This is a genomic window from Planctobacterium marinum (assembly GCF_036322805.1).
Classification (GTDB): domain Bacteria; phylum Pseudomonadota; class Gammaproteobacteria; order Enterobacterales; family Alteromonadaceae; genus Planctobacterium; species Planctobacterium marinum_A.
Map to the genome: position 1 here is coordinate 4,259,142 of NZ_AP027272.1, position 19,127 is coordinate 4,278,268.

Annotated in this window: 15 protein-coding genes; 9 read left to right on the top strand and 6 right to left on the bottom strand. The window is 46.7% G+C overall.

From position 1 onward, the window contains the following. The first annotated feature begins 97 nt into the window (after nucleotides 1-97). On the top strand, nucleotides 98-286 hold the full coding sequence (locus AABA75_RS18705) for a hypothetical protein (protein WP_338294250.1): 189 nt from the start codon (nucleotides 98-100) through the stop codon (nucleotides 284-286). Nucleotides 287-357: 71 nt separating this feature from the next. On the opposite strand, the gene AABA75_RS18710 is transcribed toward AABA75_RS18705, so the two are convergent. Next, entirely contained in the window at nucleotides 358-570 is a 213-nt protein-coding gene (locus tag AABA75_RS18710; RefSeq protein WP_338294251.1) for a YgaP family membrane protein, read from the bottom strand. Nucleotides 571-728: 158 nt separating this feature from the next. Between AABA75_RS18710 and AABA75_RS18715 the strand changes: the two genes are divergently transcribed. From AABA75_RS18715 to AABA75_RS18735, 5 genes are all read left to right on the top strand, one after another. Next, a complete protein-coding gene (locus AABA75_RS18715) occupies nucleotides 729-1,130 on the top strand; it encodes a response regulator (protein WP_338294252.1) in 402 nt (133 codons plus the stop codon). Nucleotides 1,131-1,263: 133 nt separating this feature from the next. After that, entirely contained in the window at nucleotides 1,264-2,406 is a 1,143-nt protein-coding gene (locus AABA75_RS18720; RefSeq protein WP_338294253.1) for a MalY/PatB family protein, read from the top strand. A 205-nt stretch (nucleotides 2,407-2,611) separates the two neighbouring features. Next, nucleotides 2,612-3,823 carry a SixA phosphatase family protein gene (locus AABA75_RS18725; protein ID WP_338294254.1) on the top strand — a complete coding sequence of 404 codons (1,212 nt, stop codon included), beginning with the start codon at nucleotides 2,612-2,614 and terminating at the stop codon, nucleotides 3,821-3,823. A 23-nt stretch (nucleotides 3,824-3,846) separates the two neighbouring features. Further along, a complete protein-coding gene (locus AABA75_RS18730; protein WP_338294255.1) occupies nucleotides 3,847-4,497 on the top strand; it encodes a UPF0149 family protein in 651 nt (216 codons plus the stop codon). Between the two features lie 204 nt (nucleotides 4,498-4,701). Further along, nucleotides 4,702-5,508 carry a S41 family peptidase gene (locus tag AABA75_RS18735; protein WP_338294256.1) on the top strand — a complete coding sequence of 269 codons (807 nt, stop codon included), beginning with the start codon at nucleotides 4,702-4,704 and terminating at the stop codon, nucleotides 5,506-5,508. 18 nt (nucleotides 5,509-5,526) lie between these two features. Here AABA75_RS18735 and folE read toward each other — a convergent pair whose 3' ends face one another. From folE to AABA75_RS18750, 3 genes are all read right to left on the bottom strand, one after another. Continuing rightward, entirely contained in the window at nucleotides 5,527-6,096 is a 570-nt protein-coding gene (gene folE / locus AABA75_RS18740; protein WP_338294257.1) for a GTP cyclohydrolase I FolE, read from the bottom strand. Between the two features lie 133 nt (nucleotides 6,097-6,229). After that, the gene (locus AABA75_RS18745; RefSeq protein ID WP_338294258.1) at nucleotides 6,230-9,340 is read right to left on the bottom strand and encodes an efflux RND transporter permease subunit; all 3,111 of its coding nucleotides are present in this window, start codon (nucleotides 9,338-9,340) and stop codon (nucleotides 6,230-6,232) included. A 2-nt stretch (nucleotides 9,341-9,342) separates the two neighbouring features. Next, nucleotides 9,343-10,392, bottom strand: coding sequence for an efflux RND transporter periplasmic adaptor subunit (locus tag AABA75_RS18750; protein ID WP_338294259.1), 1,050 nt, complete (start codon nucleotides 10,390-10,392; stop codon nucleotides 9,343-9,345). A gap of 411 nt (nucleotides 10,393-10,803) precedes the next feature. Here AABA75_RS18750 and AABA75_RS18755 point away from each other — a divergent pair, with 411 nt between their 5' ends. After that, nucleotides 10,804-11,502, top strand: coding sequence for a DUF2982 domain-containing protein (locus AABA75_RS18755; RefSeq protein ID WP_338294260.1), 699 nt, complete (start codon nucleotides 10,804-10,806; stop codon nucleotides 11,500-11,502). On the opposite strand, the gene AABA75_RS18760 is transcribed toward AABA75_RS18755, so the two are convergent. After that, nucleotides 11,467-14,592, bottom strand: a complete 3,126-nt coding sequence (locus AABA75_RS18760; RefSeq protein ID WP_338294261.1) for a 7TM diverse intracellular signaling domain-containing protein — start codon at nucleotides 14,590-14,592, stop codon at nucleotides 11,467-11,469. The two genes, AABA75_RS18755 and AABA75_RS18760, sit on opposite strands and share 36 nt — an antisense overlap. A 331-nt stretch (nucleotides 14,593-14,923) precedes the next feature. On the opposite strand from AABA75_RS18760, the gene parC reads away from it, so the two are divergent. Together parC and AABA75_RS18770 are read left to right on the top strand one after the other, a co-directional pair. Next, nucleotides 14,924-17,233, top strand: coding sequence for a DNA topoisomerase IV subunit A (parC, locus tag AABA75_RS18765; RefSeq protein ID WP_338294262.1), 2,310 nt, complete (start codon nucleotides 14,924-14,926; stop codon nucleotides 17,231-17,233). Nucleotides 17,234-17,236: 3 nt separating this feature from the next. Next, nucleotides 17,237-17,932, top strand: coding sequence for an SOS response-associated peptidase family protein (locus AABA75_RS18770; RefSeq protein WP_338294263.1), 696 nt, complete (start codon nucleotides 17,237-17,239; stop codon nucleotides 17,930-17,932). A 14-nt stretch (nucleotides 17,933-17,946) separates the two neighbouring features. Here the strand turns inward: AABA75_RS18770 and AABA75_RS18775 are convergent, their stop codons facing one another. Further along, nucleotides 17,947-19,056, bottom strand: a complete 1,110-nt coding sequence (locus AABA75_RS18775) for a PAS domain-containing protein (protein ID WP_338294264.1) — start codon at nucleotides 19,054-19,056, stop codon at nucleotides 17,947-17,949. Nucleotides 19,057-19,127 lie beyond the last annotated feature (71 nt).

Sequence of the window (19,127 nt, forward strand, 5' to 3'; positions counted from 1 at the left end):
ATAGGTTAAATTCGAAGTTTTTTGATCTGGCTCACTGCCAATATTCTGATTTTAGGGCATAATTAGCCTAGGTGAAAAATTAAATAAGGTTTTTGACATGGGTGAGTGGATCACAGCGTTTGTTTTTGGTTTATTTTTAATGGCGTTTACACTGGGTGTGAGCAGTCTGATCATGGCGTTTTTACCTGTTAAAGAAGGTGACGCTATACGCTCTCAAGTAGAATACGGTTTCTTTGGTGTATCAGGACTGGTATTGAGCTTAGTGTTTGTTTACGCGCTTATGTAAGCATAAAAGCGAATTAAAAAACGGGAGCATCGGCTCCCGTTTTTTGTATTCATTACTGCAATGGCATCTGCTCAATATTTCAGGTGGTAGGTATCAATACCCAAAACCTTATACAGTAAACAAACACCAGTGGCACTGCTTATAAACAGGGCAGAGCCTAACACTAAAAATATAATACTCACTGTAGCACTGAACACACCTTCGATTGCCAGGGCTAAAAGTACACATGCAACTATCGCTCTAATTCCAGTATCCAGAACGCCAACATTATCTCTTTCTCTCATGATGTTCTCTCCGCTTATCTAATCTACGGTGCTATTATCCCCCGTTCAAATATTGTGCATTTTGATCGTGATCAAAGAATTGCCCCTTTAATTCGCCAAGGTTTAAAGCTATCTTTGATAGCATAAGGATAAATTTAAGTCGCTGGAGAAATCGAACCATGGGCAATTCAAAAGGTCCCAACATTTTAGTGATTGACGACGAAGAGCTCACCCAGGAGCTTTTGCGTCACATGTTGCGGGAACTGCAATTAGGCGACATAGATATTCATTCCAGTTGCTCAAAGGCGTTATCGCGTTTTAAAAAAGACCCGGAATACTTCGCCATGATCATCAGCGATTGGGAAGTGCCGGGTATGAGCGGACTAGAGTTTTTAAAAGAAGTCAGAGCCTTAAGTAAAGACATTCCCTTTTTGATGGTCACCGGTAATGCATCTAAGGATTATGTGATCCGTGCTGTTCAGGCGGGAGTGACTGATTTTTTAGCCAAACCTTTTACCGCGAACAGTTTGCACAATAAAGTGCGAAAATTAGTTCCCGGTGCGCAACCAATTGTAAATTAAGAAAACTGCATTATCCGCCCTTAGTTAACCAAAACGCATAATATACAACCCAACATTCTTGGTATTCTATTACAAACCAAGGCTATAGTTGCGCCACCATTGATTACAACCATTTTGAAAGAATAATACTCTTATGCCCTACACCTTATCCGACTTTGACATCAGAACTGATCGCAGTGACACCTATTCTTTAAAATGGCAAAAGTATGAAGGCAAAGACATTTTGCCCATGTGGGTAGCCGATACAGAATTTAAATGCGCTCAGCCTATTTTGGATGCCATTAAATCTCGCACTGATCACGGCTTACTGGGCTATCATTTGCCTGCCCGCTATGAGCCAGCCAATGAAGCTGTATGCCGTTGGTTGCAAAAGCAACACAACTGGCAAATAAAACCGGAATGGATAGTATGGACGCCCGGCGTGGTGCCCGCCTTCAACGTCGCCTGTCAAGCCTACTGCCAGCCCGGCGATAAAGTGATAGTGCAAACGCCTAATTACCCGCCGTTGTTGGCAGCGCCCGGGATCAATAAGTTAGAACGGGTAGATATTCCCACTATCATAGAAAACGAGCGCTGGACCATTGACCTCAATGCCCTTGAAGATGCGGCAAAAGATCCCGCTTGTAAGTTATTTATCGTATGTAACCCCGGCAACCCAGCTGGCACGGTCTTTACACAACAGGAACTGACAGAAATTGCCCGGATCTGTGAACAGAACCAGCTGTTATTAATCTCCGATGAGATTCACTGTGATCTGGTGTTGGATGAAAATGCCAGACACCTGCCAGCAGGCGCAAATCCAGCCCTTGAAAATAACAGTGTAACTTTGATGGCGGCCAGCAAAACCTTTAACGTAGCTGGCCTTGGTACGTCATTTGCCATTATTCCTGATGCAAAATTACGAGCAAGATTTAATAAAGCCATGATGGGCATCGTGCCTTGGGTAACCATACTGGGCCTGGTGGCTACCGAAACCGCCTTTACAGAGTGTGATCAATGGTACGACACCTTGCTTCAATACCTTAAAGGTAACCGTCAGTACCTGTACCAGCAAATAAACAAAATAGAAGGTCTGAATATGCTGTTGCCCCAGGCCACGTTCCTGGCCTGGATTGACGGCAGCGGACTCGGTGTCGAATTGCCACAGACCTGGGCGGAGAGTAAAGGTGTCGGTCCATCACCCGGCGCAGACTTCGCTGATCCTGACTTCTTCAGAATTAACTTTGGTTGCCCTAAAAGTATGCTGGAAGAAACCATCGCTCGTTTAAACAGATAAGCTTTAACAGATAACGCTTTTCTCCCCGGCTCTCCCCTACACTGAGCTTGTGGCCATGACTCACTGAAGTCTGGTCACTCGCCTGACAAAAGCTAAGTCCACAGCGACTGAAAAAGCGACTAATGAAGCGAGATTTTTCAGCTTTTTATGACGTCCTCATTTTTTTTTGTCATAGTAATGCCAGAACTAATAATTATCAGGCACCATGACTCCGTACTCGCAATATATCACTCTGCTGTTCTCTACCGTACTCATTTCTTTGCTGTTGGCACAGCCAGTCACTGCCCGATATGAACATATAAGAGACGCCGATGTTTATCTGGTGCGACATATGGAAAAACAACGAAATGGCAGCAAAGATCCACAACTTACGGAAAAAGGCTGGGTGCAAGCCAAGAAGTTACGGGACGCTCTGAAGGATAGGGGCATTCAAGTTATCTATAGCTCAGATTATCAGCGTACTCAACAAACCGCAGAGCCGCTGGCAACGGCGTTGGGATTAACCGTGAAGCTCTATGATCCCAAAAACTTAGCGCCGTTAGCAGAGTCGATACAAGCATCTGGTTTAAAAACTCTGGTAGTGGGTCACAGTAATACCACGCCAGAATTGGCCTGGCGACTAACCGGGCAACCACAACCAGACATTGATGAGGGTGAATACAACTGGACTTTGTATGCCATCAATAAAGGCAGCTTTTCCCTCGGCCCGGTGGATCAGCATGTTGAGTGGAAAAAACCGGAACTGGCTAAAATTGAGGTTAATAAAGAAAGGCTACACAGCTTTGAGTCACAATTCAACATGCTGTTTTCCGGGCAAAAAACCGGCACAGCGACACAAACAGTGAAGGTCCAGGATAATCAAATTTTACTCACCGAAGTCACCCGCAATAAAAAATTCAATGTGGATGCCACAATAAAAGCAGTAGCCAAAAAAGAGGATTTGTTACCCATTGCCATGCGCCTGACGGGCTCAATGGGCAGAGCAGCAGACATTAACATGGAATGGCGGGAAGAGGGTCCAAACAATAATTTCAGAGCAATTTACGGTTATTCTGATATCCCTCGCGCAGTCTACAAGCGACAAGGGCGACAAAGCATCGAAAATACGCTAGGGCTGACCTCAATCGAACGCACCACAGCCATCATGACAGTGCCATTTTGGGACAATGACAAAGCCTTCACTTTTAAATGGTACGATACCTATCAGTTCGCAGAAAGAAAGATCCAATATATTCCTTTGGGTAAAGAAAACGTGACGGTGCCAGCAGGTAGCTTTGATACATACAAGGTCAAACTATCCGGCGGTGCACCTTCTCAGATTTTCTATATCAGTAATGAAGACAAGCCCAAAGTGGTCAAAATTGAGGTATTACACATGCCATGGGTCTATGAACTAGCCCAGTACAAAACACTTTAGATAGCCAACCAATGAGCCAGTCCATGCTACAACCCGACAGCCTCAAAGCACTGGAACAATTTTACCAGTGGCAAAACAACGCTGAGATTTTTCAATCGCCGGTCTATATCCGGGGACTTTTGTTTGCCGTATGTGCCAGCCCGGATATCCCCATGCCCGAACAATGGTTCCCATGGGTGGTTAAAACCGGAGGAGAAATCAACTCTCAGCAGGTGGATAAAGTCGCCAACATCCTCATGCAACTGCTAAAAGAACAGTTACAGGCTATGCGCGACAATAAAATCAACCTGCCCGCCGACTGTCACTTTAATCCGAAGCCGGAGAGTAACGACAATTTAACATCGTGGATGCAGGGGCTTGTGGTCGGACACGGTTTATTGGAAAAAGTCTGGCAAGAAGCATGGCAGGCGATGATGAACGCTGAGCCTGAGGCATCGGAACAATTTTCCAAACGTCTGACCCGCTGCCTGAAAATGTTTACCACTTTTGCTGATACCGACATGGCCGCTAAACAGGCACAGGAGCGAAATACTGAAGACTTTGAGCAGAAGTTACCCATACTGGCAAAATCACTCTCCAGCACGCTTCAGGAATACGTGAAGCTATCAGGGGAGCTGGTTGACTTTCTACCCCAGCAGTTTGATACCTTTCAAAAAAATATGCCGGGCCATTAATACTTGTATTTATGGCTGAAGACACCAGGTTAAGAGTATCGTTAGTTGTCGGTGTAATACATGCTTAAAACCTTATCCTGGTTGTGTTTCCTCTCCTTATTCTGCTTTTCCCCCCTTCAGGCAGAACAAAGTGAACACATAATATCCAAACAGGAAATAACCCAAGCCCTGGAGAACCTCGCACCGGTATTACGGTAGCATTACGTGTTTCCTGATAAAATCAGCGCTGTTGAACAAGCACTGGCCGCTCAACTCCATAATCGTCAATTTGCTGAGAACAAACCGTTCGGCATGTTCAAAATTGAACTGGAGCAACTGCTGGTCTCCATCACAGGAGACAGTAACTTTGAACTGCACTTCAACAACGCAGATTTAACCTTCTCGAATACGACGACCCTGGATGGCTTTCCCGATAGCTACATCATCGAAACTGAAATATTACCGGGCAATGTAGGTTACTTAAATCTGCAAGGCAATTTCCTGGATTTAAAAGCACTACCCGACATCCAGTACGCCATGACACAGTTTACATCCAGCAAAGCGCTGTTAGTGGATATACGCCAAAGCGGTGAAGCTAACTTGCCATTAGTGCAAAAATTGTTAAGTTATTGGTTAGCACCCGACACCATTATTAGTGAGCTACAACTCAATGACGCAAGTCAAAGCTTACACAACATTCCTTTAGAAAGTCCTTTGCATTACAATCGACGAGGGAAAACCTGGCTACTGACCTCACCTTTTGTTTTAGGTACCTGGGAGCTTTTTGCCTATACCTTACAACAGCAAGGTATGGCAAAAGTAGTGGGAATGGATACTATGGGATTAGCCATACTCACCAAACAGGTGCGCTTAAGTAAACACACACGTATCACCTTGGCCCATGCCATTCCCACGGACCCAGTCAGTGGCAAGAACTGGTATCAGACGGGGGTTAGCCCGGATTATTTTGTCGAGATGGAAAATGCGCTTGAGGTGGCACACGACCTGGCAGTGCAGGCCGATTCAGATTGAGAAGGCGAATATAGACGATTACTTGCCGATAAGTCGTAAGAACTCGTCTCGGGTAGCCTGTGAACTGCGGAAGTTCCCCAGCATTACAGACGTCACCATGGAGGAATTTTGCTTTTGCACACCGCGCATCATCATACACATGTGCTTGGCCTCCATGATCACGCCAACGCCCTTAGCGCCGGTAACCTCTTGAATAGCTTCAGCAATTTGTTTGGTAAGCCCTTCCTGAATCTGCAGACGTCGGGCGAACATGTCGACGATACGGGCAAACTTGGATAAACCCAGCACTTTATTTTCGGGCAAATAAGCGATGTTACAGGTGCCAATAAAGGGCAACAAATGGTGCTCACACAGGGAGTAAAACTCTATGCCTTGTACTACCACCATCTCGTCAGTATCGGATTCGAAAATCGCACCATTAACCACTTCGTCCAGACTTTTTTCGTAGCCAGATGTTAGTGCCTGCATGGCTTTAGCCGCGCGTTTAGGGGTATCCAGCAAGCCATCTCGCGTGACATCTTCACCCAATAATTGAATGATATCGTTGTAATGCTGCGCGATTTGAGATTGGGCCGGATTATCTGCCATTTGCTTTTGTCCTGAAATTGGTAAAACCGTAATACGAGAATTTTTGGGTGGCGGATTATACCACTGAGCGGGGGTGAACATAAAGCGTTCACCCCAGAAAAAATAGGCCCGCTGAGGGGCCTCGAGAAGAATTTTAGATTTCGCCGCCTTTTTTGTAGGGAATGCTGTCTTCCATCTCATCTATTTGATGCGCCAGCATTTGCGGTGAGCCTGTATTTTTCGCCAGGTAATAATAGGCAGTTGGCACGATAAACAGTGTCATAAAGGCTGAAACCGCCACACCAGCAAAAATCACCATACCAATCACCATACGACTTTCCGAACCGGGGCCGGTGGCGATAACCAGAGGAATGGCACTGAACAAGGTGGTAAATCCGGTCATAACAATTGGACGCAGGCGTTGGGTGGAAGCCCGCTTTAGTGCTGCTTCAAATTCATGACCGGCATCTCTGAGTTGATTGGCAAACTCCACAATCAAAATCCCGTTTTTAGCCGCAAGCCCAATGAGCATTACCAGTCCGATTTGACTGTATATATTGATACTGAGCCCCGCTAACCATAGCCCCGCAAGCCCACCTACCAGCGCAAGAGGTACAGTTAACAGGATCACCCAAGGGTGCACAAAGCTCTCAAACTGTGCCGCCAGCACTAAGTAAGTAATCACCAAGGCCAGGATAAAAATAAACAATACCGAATTTCCGGAATCTTGGTACAACTGAGATTCGCCTCGATAATCAATGCTCACCCCTTCAGGCAATTCCTGCTTTACCACAGTGCGCAGATAGTCCAGTGCTTCCCCTAAAGTATAGCCCTCTGCAAGGTTAGCGCTGATAGTGATGCTGCGCATGCGGTTGTAGCGATTGAGCTGAGCAGAGGTGGCTTGCTCGCTGACATTGACCAGGTTATCCAGCGGAATAAGACTGCCACTGGTGGAAGAGCGGACATAAATGTTCTCGATACTATCCGGACTGCGATAGTCTTCGTCTTTACCCTCTAAAATGACATCGTATTCCTCACCCCGGTCGAGAAAAGTCGAGGCACGACGCTGTCCTAACATAGTTTCCAGAGTGCGGCCAATGTCTCCAATAGACACGCCTAAATCCGCCGCTCTTTCTCGATCAATGTTTACCAGCAGTTGCGGCAGGGTTTCTTTGTAATCGGAGTCCAGACGCAATAAGTTTTCATTTTCTGCGGCCTTTTCCATTACAATATTGCGGTAACGCACCAGATCTTCGTAAGTATCCCCCTGCAATACAAACTGCACAGGTCTCCCCAAGCCTCGGCCTCCCAAACTGCTGCGCATCACAGCAAAGGCTCTAACATCGGGAATATCTGCAAGCTTGCCGCTGATTTCCCGCATCAGCTCAAATGTAGAGCGTTGCCGCTGCTCCCAGGGGACCGCTCCCACAATGGCAATACCCGCAGAGCCACCAAACCCCGGCGTACGTACAAGCACTCGGTCCGACTCGCCATTTTCAATGTACGGCAGCAAGATAGCTTCTATCTTTTCAAGGTTGGCAGCATTGCTTTCAAAACTTGCGCCCTCTGCCGCTTGCATCAATACAAAAAAATTGCCTCTGTCTTCTCTGGGCACAAATTCGCTGGGGATCTTTTGCAGCAAGCCATAAATGGCTAATAAACTTCCTATGATTAATAACCCTGTCACCAGGGGTTGATGAAGGGTATTGTCTAGTACCCGAGCATAGGCACGCTCCAAGCCAGAAAAGCGATTGTCTACCCAAGTGCCAAAACCACTGTTGCGCTCTCTTTTTTGCAAAATTTTAGAGCCTAACATGGGAGAAAGTGTTAGTGCTGTAAAGCTGGAAAAGGCCACGGCAGCAGCAATTGCGAGCGCAAATTCAGTAAACAAGCGACCAATATTGCCCTCCAGAAACACCAGTGGCACAAAGACCGAGATCAAAACTAAAGTGGTGGCAATAACAGCAAAGCCCACTTCGCGAGCACCACGATAGGCCGCCAGAAGCGGTGGCTCTCCTAATTCGATACGGCGATAAATGTTCTCCAGTACCACAATGGCGTCGTCCACCACCAGACCAATTGCTAGCACTAAAGCCAATAAAGTCAGGAGATTGATAGAAAAGCCCAATGCCAGCATCACGGTAAAGGCGGCCACTAGCGATATAGGCACAGTAATAGCGGGAATAAAGGTGGCTCTGATATTGCCCAGAAACAGATAGATCACCAGCACCACCATCAACATGGCAATGCCCAAGGTGTTATAAACTTCTTCTATGGATTCTGCGATGAATATGGACGAGTCATAGCTGGGAACAATAATGATGTTTTCCGGCAGGCTTTGTTGGATAGACTCAATCGCTTGTTTCGCCGAGCGTGCCACCTCTAAGGTATTGGCCTTGGATTGTTTAACAATACCCAGACCCACCATATTTTTACCGTTGCCACGAAATTCAGTTTCATCGTCCTCGGCGGTCAATTCCACATCGGCGATGTCTTTTAATTTTACCAGGTATCCATCCAGGCCTTGTGCGATGGTTAAATTGGCAAAGTCGTCTTCGGTCAAAAAGGTTCGAGCTACCCGAACTTCCATATTGCGATCCAGGGATTCCACTTCACCGGCCGGTAATTCCACATTTTCAGAGCGGATCACCCGCTCTACATCACTTACCGTGATCCCTCTGGCCGCCATCGCATTGCGATCCAACCAAACTTTCATGGCATAGTCTCGCCCGCCGCCCACTCTGACCCGTGCTACCCCGTTGGCAGTGGACAATCGATCTACGATAAAGCGATTGGCGTAGTCCGTGAGCTCCAGTACCGACAAGTTGTCACTTCTTAAGTTGTACCAGACAATCACGTTCTCATCGGAATCACTCTTAAACACTTCTGGTGGATCGGCCTGATCCGGTAAGTTATTTAATACTCGGCTTACCCGCTCTCGCACGTCATTGGCTGCGGCATCAATGTCTCTTGATAATTCAAACTCAATGCTGATACTGGAGCGACCATTGCGGCTATTCGAGGTAATGTTTTTAATCCCCTCAATGCCACTAATTCTGTCTTCAATGAGCTGAGTAATACGCGATTCAATAATGGTGGCAGATGCCCCCGGATAGGTAGTGTTTATGGAGACGATGGGCGGATCGATATCGGGATATTCCCGCAGCGCCAACAGATTAAAAGCCACCAAACCAAAAATTAACAATAATGCGTTTACGACGGTGGCGAATACCGGACGTTTTACTGATAAATCCGAGAGGATCATTGTTAACCCTCCACCACGCGCACTGAAGTACCATCCTGCAAGCGCAGCGTGCCTTCAACAACCACTTGCTGGCCACTGGATAGCCCACCAATAATTTGAACCTGACCGGGTTTACGCACGCCTATTTGCACTTCAACCTTACGGGCTTTGCCGTCTTCGATAACAAATACAAACTGTTTGTCGTCAATAGGTACTAATGCTGACTCATCTACTACCAAAGACTCACTGACACTTTTTTGCACCAGGATCTGCAATAACATTCCGGGCCTCAACAAAAGTTCTGAGTTATTGATCCTTGCTCTGACTCTAATGGCACGAGTCGCCGCATCCACTCTAGAATCTATATGGGAGATTTCCCCTTCAAACACCCTACCAGGATACGCGACAGATGTTGCGGCCACCTTTTGTTTTAAACGCACGCTGGGTAGATGACGCTCCGCCACACTAAAATCTACTTTCAAGGTCTGAATGTCATCTAAGGTAGAAATTTGGTCTCCGGGTCTTACCAGAGCACCTTCACTGACTTGTCTTACTCCCAATAAACCCGCGAAAGGAGCGCGGATTTCCCGATCTGCAATTTGTGCTTCAGCAATGTCAATTTGTGCCACCAGCGCATCAACTTCCGCTTCTCGTTCATCCAATAGTTGCTCAGAAGCGGCATTTTCTTTTGCCAGATTCTTAACTCTTTTAAGCTGCCGTTGCGCCTCTGCCAAATTGATTTTTAATTCGTTTAGTCGAGCTTGCTCTTCTTTGGTATTCATGCGCACCAGCAACTGGCCTTGGGTTACAAGGTCACCATCATCAAACAGTAACGCTTCAATCTTATCGGTTTCCTGTGCAGTCACCACAATAGCCTCATTGGCATTTGCCGTCCCTAACGCCTCGACCACTTGGGCAAAGGGTTGTAACTCAACAGTCTGAGCCACAACTGGTATGTCTCCACCACCTCGCCGCTGTTGCTGTTGCTCTACGGGCATGTATAACCAGACAAGTAAACCCGCTAATAACAGTATCGCGAAAATCAAAGGAGAAATTTTAAATTGTTGAGCCATTAAGGGATCCTGTTAATTCGTGATGCAAAAAATGCAGATAACGCCGTGCCATAGATGAGACTACTACGAGCATACCAGCAAAAGGATTATATTGACTGTAGCAGACGCGTTGCCATTAGATGTTCCAGACCGTCGGAAAACAACCTAACTGACAGCTGTTCATCGCACTTTTTTGTTATCCTGTCGCAAAATGGAGGAAAAATGCGGGATACCTGCATCAAGACCGAATTGGCATATTTTTTTCCAGTTAGATTAAGGTTAACTGCAACAGAGGTAGAGCATAAGGTGAGTAAAAAATGAAATGGTGGCAAACCGATTGTCCGTACTGCAAAAAAATGCGCTTTATTTTGTTATGGGCCGTACTAATGTATATTTTATTGGAATTATTTTGGTGGTAACCGGAAGCATCTGATGACAGAACTGCAGCATGACAAAGAAGATTCTGAAACCATAAACATTCGCCCCGTTGCGAAACGCAATGGCCTCACCAGCTTGGTGATCGGCGCTGGTTTGTTTTTTGTCGCAATAGCCATGTTCAAGCTGTTGCCGAACGACTTAAACATATTCGCCATTGCCGTCACTTCAGCAGCAATCGTCATGCTGCTATTAGGTTACCTCAAAATGCGCGAACCAGAACACAGTCTGTCGATTTCTAAAGAACAGATCCACTATCAGCATCGCAATGGTCACTGGCAGCTGGCGTGGCAGAATATACAACGCATTGATATACCCAAAGTCAGCCTTGGCTTAGAGCAAAAAAACTTGACCTTAGTGGGTATACGCGCCAAAAACTACGGTCCCATATTAGAGAGGATCTCTCCGCGCTTGATGACCCATCTGTTAATGGAACAACGACCACTGCTACTGCAAGTTGGCAACAAAGATTGCGCAACCGGTAACTGCTACGGCGAAGGCTTGCTGGAGGATGATGTGTTCAAAGACAGTGATGGCAAAGTCTACAACGGGGTACAGGCCATGTTCGCAAACCGCATGCAAAGACTGCGTACTGGCTTAGGATACGATCTCTACATCAACAGCGCTGAACTTGATCGCAGCGCTGAAGAGTTTGCCGATTTATTGCGCTCTTGCCAGCGTAGTTTGTTGAGCTAGTACCGATTTTACCGCGCGATTCAGCTCTTCAAATCCACGCCTGGCCTCGGTAATGTGGCCCACTTTTAAATCCCCTTCAATTTCAGCACATAAGCGCTGCAATTTAGGCACACCAGTATAACAGCTGGCTCCGTGCAGTCTGTGCACCTGGTGCTGCATCTCCTGCCACTCCCCCAGCATACAAGCCTTTTCGATTTGAATTATTGCATCAGGTAAACAGGATACAAAATCCTGCAACATCTCTTTGGCAATAACCTCATTATCATTGGCCCTACTCAGGGCTAATTGCCAATCGATATCCGCTAGCATAGCGACATTGTGTTCAGGCACGCTGCACCAGCGTTTTATCAGGTTTAACAAGGCCCCCAGTTCCAAAGGCTTTGGCAAGTAATCATCCATGCCTGAGTTCATCAGGCGTTCCTTTTCCTCTTTAAAGGCATGGGCGGTAACAGCAATGACCGGAGTGCCTTGGTTAAGTGTTGTTTTTCTGATCAAAGACGTTGCCTCCAGGCCATCCATGTCTGGCATCTGCACATCCATTAAAACCAAATCAAACTCTTCTTTTTGACACAGAGTTAATGCATCCTGCCCACTATAAGCCAGTTGCAGCTCCACCGGGGATTCCTTCAACCAGGTGGATAATAAACGCAGGTTAATAGGCATATCATCTACAGCCAGCACCTTCACTTTCGGAAGATTGAGTAGTCTTTCATTCCAGATATTGCCCGGGTTTTGTTGCTCTTTATCGCGAAAGGTTTGCAATCTGCTCACTAACAACGGGGTTTCCAAGAGCTTGTGAAAGTGTTCAGCGAATGGGCCTGTCGGACTGCCATTGGCTCCCACCAGCAAAACCCGTTGTTGTACTTCGAGGGTTCGGATCACCCGAAGCATTTGTTTTTCATCAAAACGAGACAGGGTTAGCTCATCGGTAAAAAAGTAATCGAAGGCATCAAATTGCTCCGATAACCATTCGATGTGTGTGCCCGATGTTACTTGCGCGCCGAGGCGATGTAAGATGCAAGCGCTGGTATAACGGCTGCGAGGGTCGTGATCCAGTAACAAGATACGCTTGTTCATCCAATCAGCATGCTCAACAATATCATTGTGTTTGCTAGTTTTATGGCAACCCACGAATATTTCAAAACAACTACCTGTGCCATGCTCGCTGTGATAATTGAGACGCCCTCCCATCAGTTGCATTAACTGACGACAAATCACGAGGCCCAATCCGGTACCTTGATAGTTGCGATTCAAAGAATCGTCTAACTGGGAAAAGGACTGGAATAGTTTCTCTTGATTTTCGGTCGCAATACCAATGCCGGTGTCCTGTACCTGTATATTTAATTCCAGTATATCTTTTTGCTTTTGTCGGGCATTGATCACTAAGCTAACTGAGCCTTCGTTAGTAAACTTAACGGCATTACTGAGAAGGTTGGTAAGTACCTGCTTTAATCTGGCACCGTCCCCCACAATCCGGGTGGGCAATGGGCAGGGTTCGTAGTAAAACTTTAAGCCTTTCTTTTGTGCGTCTTTAGCAAAAACGAAAACCAACTCTTCCAGCAAATCCCCCAGAGAAAATGCTTCGTGATTGATTTGCAGTTTGCCCGCTTCAATTTTAGAAAAGTCCAGCACGTCGTTGATAATCGCCAATAAATTAGTGGCCGACTGATTGATGATTTGTACGTGTTCTTGTTGTTCCAAAGGCAGACTTTGTTTGGCTAACTCCTGACTAAAACCCACGATGGCATTGAGTGGAGTGCGAATCTCATGACTCATATTGGCCAGGAACTGAGTTTTGATTTTACTGGCGCGCTCGGCTTCTTTTCGAGCGATGTCCAGGTGTACATTTTGCTCTTCAATGATTTCGATGTTATTGAGAATATCAGCGTTGGCAGAACTGGCATCCAGTTCCAGTTTTTCACGGGTTTTTTCAATCAGCGCAACCGAAAACAGCGCCGCCTCAAAAAACACCCCCACCTGAAAACAATAAGTGGTGAACTGATTAGATGGAAAAATGCCCACCAATCCGAGCATGCCAACAAGCGCAGCCGTTAACAATACACTCCAGGCAAAGACGAAGTACCGGGCTGGTTTAAATGCGTTAAAATAACTCTCCAGACCGGCCAACAAATAAACACAAATTGCCAGTATCGAGATGCTATAAACCACATAGTTTAGAATTGTCTGCTGCAGTATTTGCGTTAAGGCAATTACCAGTGACAATGCCAAGCCCAGCATAACCCATCGAATAACAGGGTTTATTTTGGGCGCTGTTTGTTTGGCCTCAAGAAAGGTCAGAGTGAAAAACCCGGCCCCCAAGCCCACTAGCAGGAATAAGACATCGGTATGTTCAGCAAACCAAATATTGGTAGCCACCGGTAATACTAACTGACTGTGCCCCCCCCAAACGAATTGCCATAGCACCGCAGCCGTAATGTAAGCGACATACGCCAACAAACTCTTTTCTCGGGTAACCACATACAGCACCATGTTGTATAACAACAAAATGACCAGGCCGCCGTAAAAAATCCCCCACCAGATATTATCCTGAGCCACAGAGGACTCAAATGAGCGCGCAGACTCGATATATACCGGAGCAACCATAGCCTGCTCGTCGCTTTGCACTCTGATAAATAACTGCACATCTTTACCGAATGGCAAGCTCATACGAAATGTAGGAAATCGATGTAATTGCTGACCTCGCTGCTTACCTTGTGATACGGAGGACAACACACGACCGTCTGCTACGAGATAAAAATCCACCCGATCATTCTGAGCAAAAGCCACTTCGGTGACCCACTCTGAAACATTACTCATATTGGACATTTCAGCAAAAAACCAAATGCCACTATCGGGGAAGCCATAATTGGGATTACCTCCCGGTGGCCAGGCGAATGACTGAGTGCGATTTATGACTTCTTCTATCCGGAGGGGCTGGCCGGGCTTTTCCCAATATATCTGCAGTTGCTTGTTGAGCAGAGTGGATTTTTCACTGTTGTATAGTTGTATCCAGGCATTGGCAGAAACACTAAACAGCATTGCCAGCACAGTGAGCAGTATAAGGGGCGGTAATCGTCTTGTTTTTATCATTTTTTACCCGCTATGGATAATTAAGTCTGCTGGCAAACGGAAAACGTTGTCGAATGACAGGTGCCAATGTTATGTTTTTATCATATTTAATGCGGTACGTGAAATTTGATTACCATAATGCGAAAAAAATAACGTTCCACATTGGGTGCTTGGTTTGCAACTCGGTTGCCGATGCCTGATAACAGCCCGTTTATTTCCGTTGATTTGGCAGATGCCATTTACAGAATCAGCCACCAAAAGTAACATCGAGTATTGGCAATGGTAGCGCCAGAAAAAGCGCGCTCTCAAAGCCTGGTGATTTAACCCTTACAATAATAACAAGCCGGATTTCATGAACGACGACATTACAATTTCCCAAGACGGTGTAGAACAACTACCGATTCGACGTTTTGCCGAAGATGCTTACCTGAATTATTCCATGTACGTGATCATGGACAGGGCTTTGCCGCACATAGGTGATGGCTTAAAACCCGTGCAAAGGCGTATTGTCTATGCCATGTCGGATTTGGGTTTAAGTGCCAATGCTAAATACAAAAAATCAGCCCGTACTGTGGGTGACGTATTAGGTAAATTCCACCCCCACGGCGACTCCGCTTGTTATGAAGCTATGGTGCTGATGGCCCAACCCTTTTCTTATCGCTATCCCTTGGTGGATGGTCAGGGTAACTGGGGTGCGCCGGATGATCCCAAATCCTTTGCAGCAATGCGTTACACCGAAGCTAGGTTATCCCGTTTTAGTGAAGTCTTATTACAAGAGATAGGGCAAGGCACTGTTGACTGGCAACCCAACTTTGACGGCACCCTGAAAGAGCCGAAAGTATTACCCGCCCGCCTGCCACATATTTTGCTCAACGGGGTAACCGGTATTGCGGTGGGCATGGCCACGGATATTCCACCGCACAATGTGCGAGAGCTGGCCAACGCCTGCGCCCACTTGCTAGATAACAGCAAAGCAGACCTCAGTGAATTGATGGAGTTTGTGCAAGGGCCGGATTATCCCACAGAAGCCGAAATCATTACCCCAAAAGACGATATTCGCAAGTTGTATGAAACGGGCAAGGGCTCCATCAAGATGCGCGCGGTTTTCCACGAAGATAACGGTGATGTCGTTATAACCGCTTTACCTCATCAAGCGTCAGGCGCGAAAGTACTGGAACAGATTGCCGCGCAAATGACAGCGAAAAAGCTACCTATGGTTAGCGATTTGCGGGACGAATCAGATCACGAAAACCCGGTGCGCCTGGTATTGACACCTCGCTCAAATCGGGTGGATGTAGAGCAAATGATGCAGCACCTGTTTGCCACCACCGATCTTGAGAAAAACTATCGTGTTAATCTCAATATGATTGGCCTCGACGGGCGTCCTCAGGTTAAGACCCTGGCCATGATCCTCAGAGAGTGGCTAGAGTACCGCAAAGCAACGGTAACTCGTCGGCTGCAATATCGCCTGGATAAAGTCTTGGCGCGCTTGCATATTTTGGAAGGTTTGTTGATTGCTTTCTTAAATATTGACGAAGTGATCCGCATCATCCGCTATGAAGATGAGCCTAAACAAGAATTGATGAAACGCTTCGCGCTCACTGATACCCAAGCCGAAGCCATCTTAGAATTAAAATTACGTCATCTTGCCAAACTGGAAGAAATGAAAATCAAGGGGGAGCAAGATGAGCTGAACGCCGAACGCGAAAAACTGGAACAATTACTCAGCTCAGATCGCCGTCTGAAAACCTTGATCAAAAAAGAGATTCTGGCAGATGCCGAAAAATACGGTGATGAGCGTCGCTCCCCTATCGTTGAGCGGGGCGAAGCTAAAGCCCTGTCTGAGAAAGAGCTGGTGCCTTCAGAAGCAGTTACCGTAGTGCTATCAGAAAAAGGTTGGGCCCGCTGTGCCAAAGGCCATGATGTTGACGTTGTGGGCTTGAGTTATAAAGCTGGTGACAAATATCTCAGTAGCGCCAAGGGTCGCAGTAATCAGCAAGTGGTGTTTATGGATACCTCAGGGAGGGCTTTCTCTTGTGATGCTCACAGCCTGCCCTCGGCAAGAAGCCAGGGTGAGCCACTGACCGGGCGCTTTTCTGTAGTCGCTGGTGAAAGCTTCGAGCACGCCATCATGGCGGAAGACAGCCAGAAATTTCTGATATCCTCCGATGCTGGTTACGGTTTTGTCGGGCAATTCACTGATATGTTGAGCAAAGCCAAAGCCGGCAAAGCTTACCTTTCGCTGCCCACAGGAGCGAAAGCCATGCGACCGGGACGAGTGCACAACCTGGAAACCGACTGGTGTATGGCCATTTCTAACGAAGGCCGTTTACTGCTATTCCCCCTCAAAGATCTGCCCAGTTTAGGCAAGGGCAAAGGGAATAAAATTATCAGCATTCCTTCGGCCAGATCACAATCCCGAGAGGAATATGTCAGTATTCTTGAGGTGGTGCCAGATGGTGCATCAGTGAAAGTCACTGCCGGCAAACGCTCCATGACGCTCAGCTCCAAAGACTTAGAGCATTATCGCGGTGAACGTGGCCGCCGTGGTAACAAGTTACCACGCGGATTGCAGCGAGTGGATGCGGTTGAAATCGAATTAGCCGCTGCAGCACAGGCTCCTGAGCTTGGTGCGGAAGAGCCCCCTTCCAGCGAGGAGTAAGCTATGTGTGGCCGACTCAATGTTACCGATGCTCCGGGTGTCAGAGCTCTGTGCGACACCCTGGACATAGAGCTTGGGTACGAGCCGCAGATCTTCCAGCGTTACATTGGCGCTGCCAGTAAAGTGTCCATTGTGCGAGAGAAAAATGGCAAGCGCATTATGGAAAACGCCATCTGGTGGTTGCTACTGGAGCCCACCGAAACGGGCTTTAAACCCTCTCGGTATACCAGCATTAACACCCGTTACGATAGCCTGAACAATCCCCGTAAAGCGGGCTATCGTCCCTTTCGTCAAAGTCGAATTCTGATCCCAGTAATGGGTTTTGGCGAGTCGGAATACAAGTCAGGAAAACTACTGCACTGTCATGATATGCAGGCCAAAGAAGGAGGCCTGCTGATGGCGGGTTTGTGCAAAGAATGGCGTCATTCTGGCACCGGGGAAAGCATCACATCTTGTTCAGTGATCACCTTGCCGCCCCATCCCAAACTGCAAAATATTCATTCCAAATCAACTCCTATGATGTTCCCTCAGGATAGTGCACTTATCGATGCCTGGCTGGATGGAACTAACCAACAAGTAGAACAATTTGAGCCTTTATTGCAACCCGCAATTTACCAGGACTTAAAGATTCAGCAGATCAGCAAGCCAAGTAAATTTAACGATACCTTGGGCGAGCCGTTTGAAATTGTTGCTGACTGAACAGCCTCGCCAAACTATGCCAGCATGGTCAATAACTGACGACAGGAACCCACCAGACTGGGATCTAGCCAATGAATATCTTCAACCTCTTGCTCTATAAAAATGCCGTTGTACCAGTTTTTTAAATCCTTACCAATACCTTCCACAACCGGTAATAAAGCACTTGGCAGTAATCCCTCATCAGCGCTGTATTTCAGGTGTAATTCCGAAATCGTGGTACCCAGTTCGGTAAATTCTTCGATATAGAAAAGTGTGTTACCTATTGCCTGAAATTCGGTAAATAAATCGACAGCATCAATAAGGTCCTCGTCCTTGCTTTTTGCAATCTCACAGAAGTTAAGTAAATCGTCAATGCATTCACCCAGTGTATTGATATCTGTTTGGCGAGTTGTGGTTTGGGTTAGGAACTGCTGGGCTGAGAGCTTAGCCGATGAGCTCGTACTAACTAAAACCCCGGGTTCATCCAGGTCAAAATCAAAAAATTCGTCACCGAACTGAGCCTCCCGCGCTTCGCTGCGCAGCCCCTTGGTAAACAATCTGGCATCAGACTTTAGCTGCTTTTCTTCGGATGCTCTTTTCTGAGTAGCCAACTCGGCAATATCCATTTCGTCTGATTCATATTCAACCAGTTCGGTCAGAAAGCTTTTGAAGTTTTCACTGCGGTGTTTGAGTCGGTCTAAGGTGGTTTTGAGTTTAGTCAGGTCTTTTTGGATAGAGACAAAAAATAAGGTTTTGCCGTTATCATCTCGAACGTGATGAATATTCCACTCTACGTAATATTCGCTGCCATCCTTTCGATAATTTACCGTGGCACCATAAAAGGGCTCACCATTTCGTAAGTTGTGTTTTAATCGCTCAATCACCTCCGGACTGGTTTTTTCTCCCGAGAGAATTGATGGGCGTTTTCCCAACAGCTCATCCAGTTCATAGCCGGTCATCTTGCAGAACACCGGGTTGGCGTACAGGATTTTGTGATCCTGCACTTCCGGTGTGGTGATCAGTAACGAATCAAACGTATTCAGGACAAATAACTCCAGCACTCTGCCTAAAGAATCTCCCGCCAGATTGCGAAAGACATCGAACCCCGCCTCCTTGTGAATATTCGCCAGCACTTCAGTTTCCACTATCACCACCTCGAAAAATATTGATAACAAGTACGAGATAAGTTTAGTAAAGGATTAAAAAAACTTTGAAT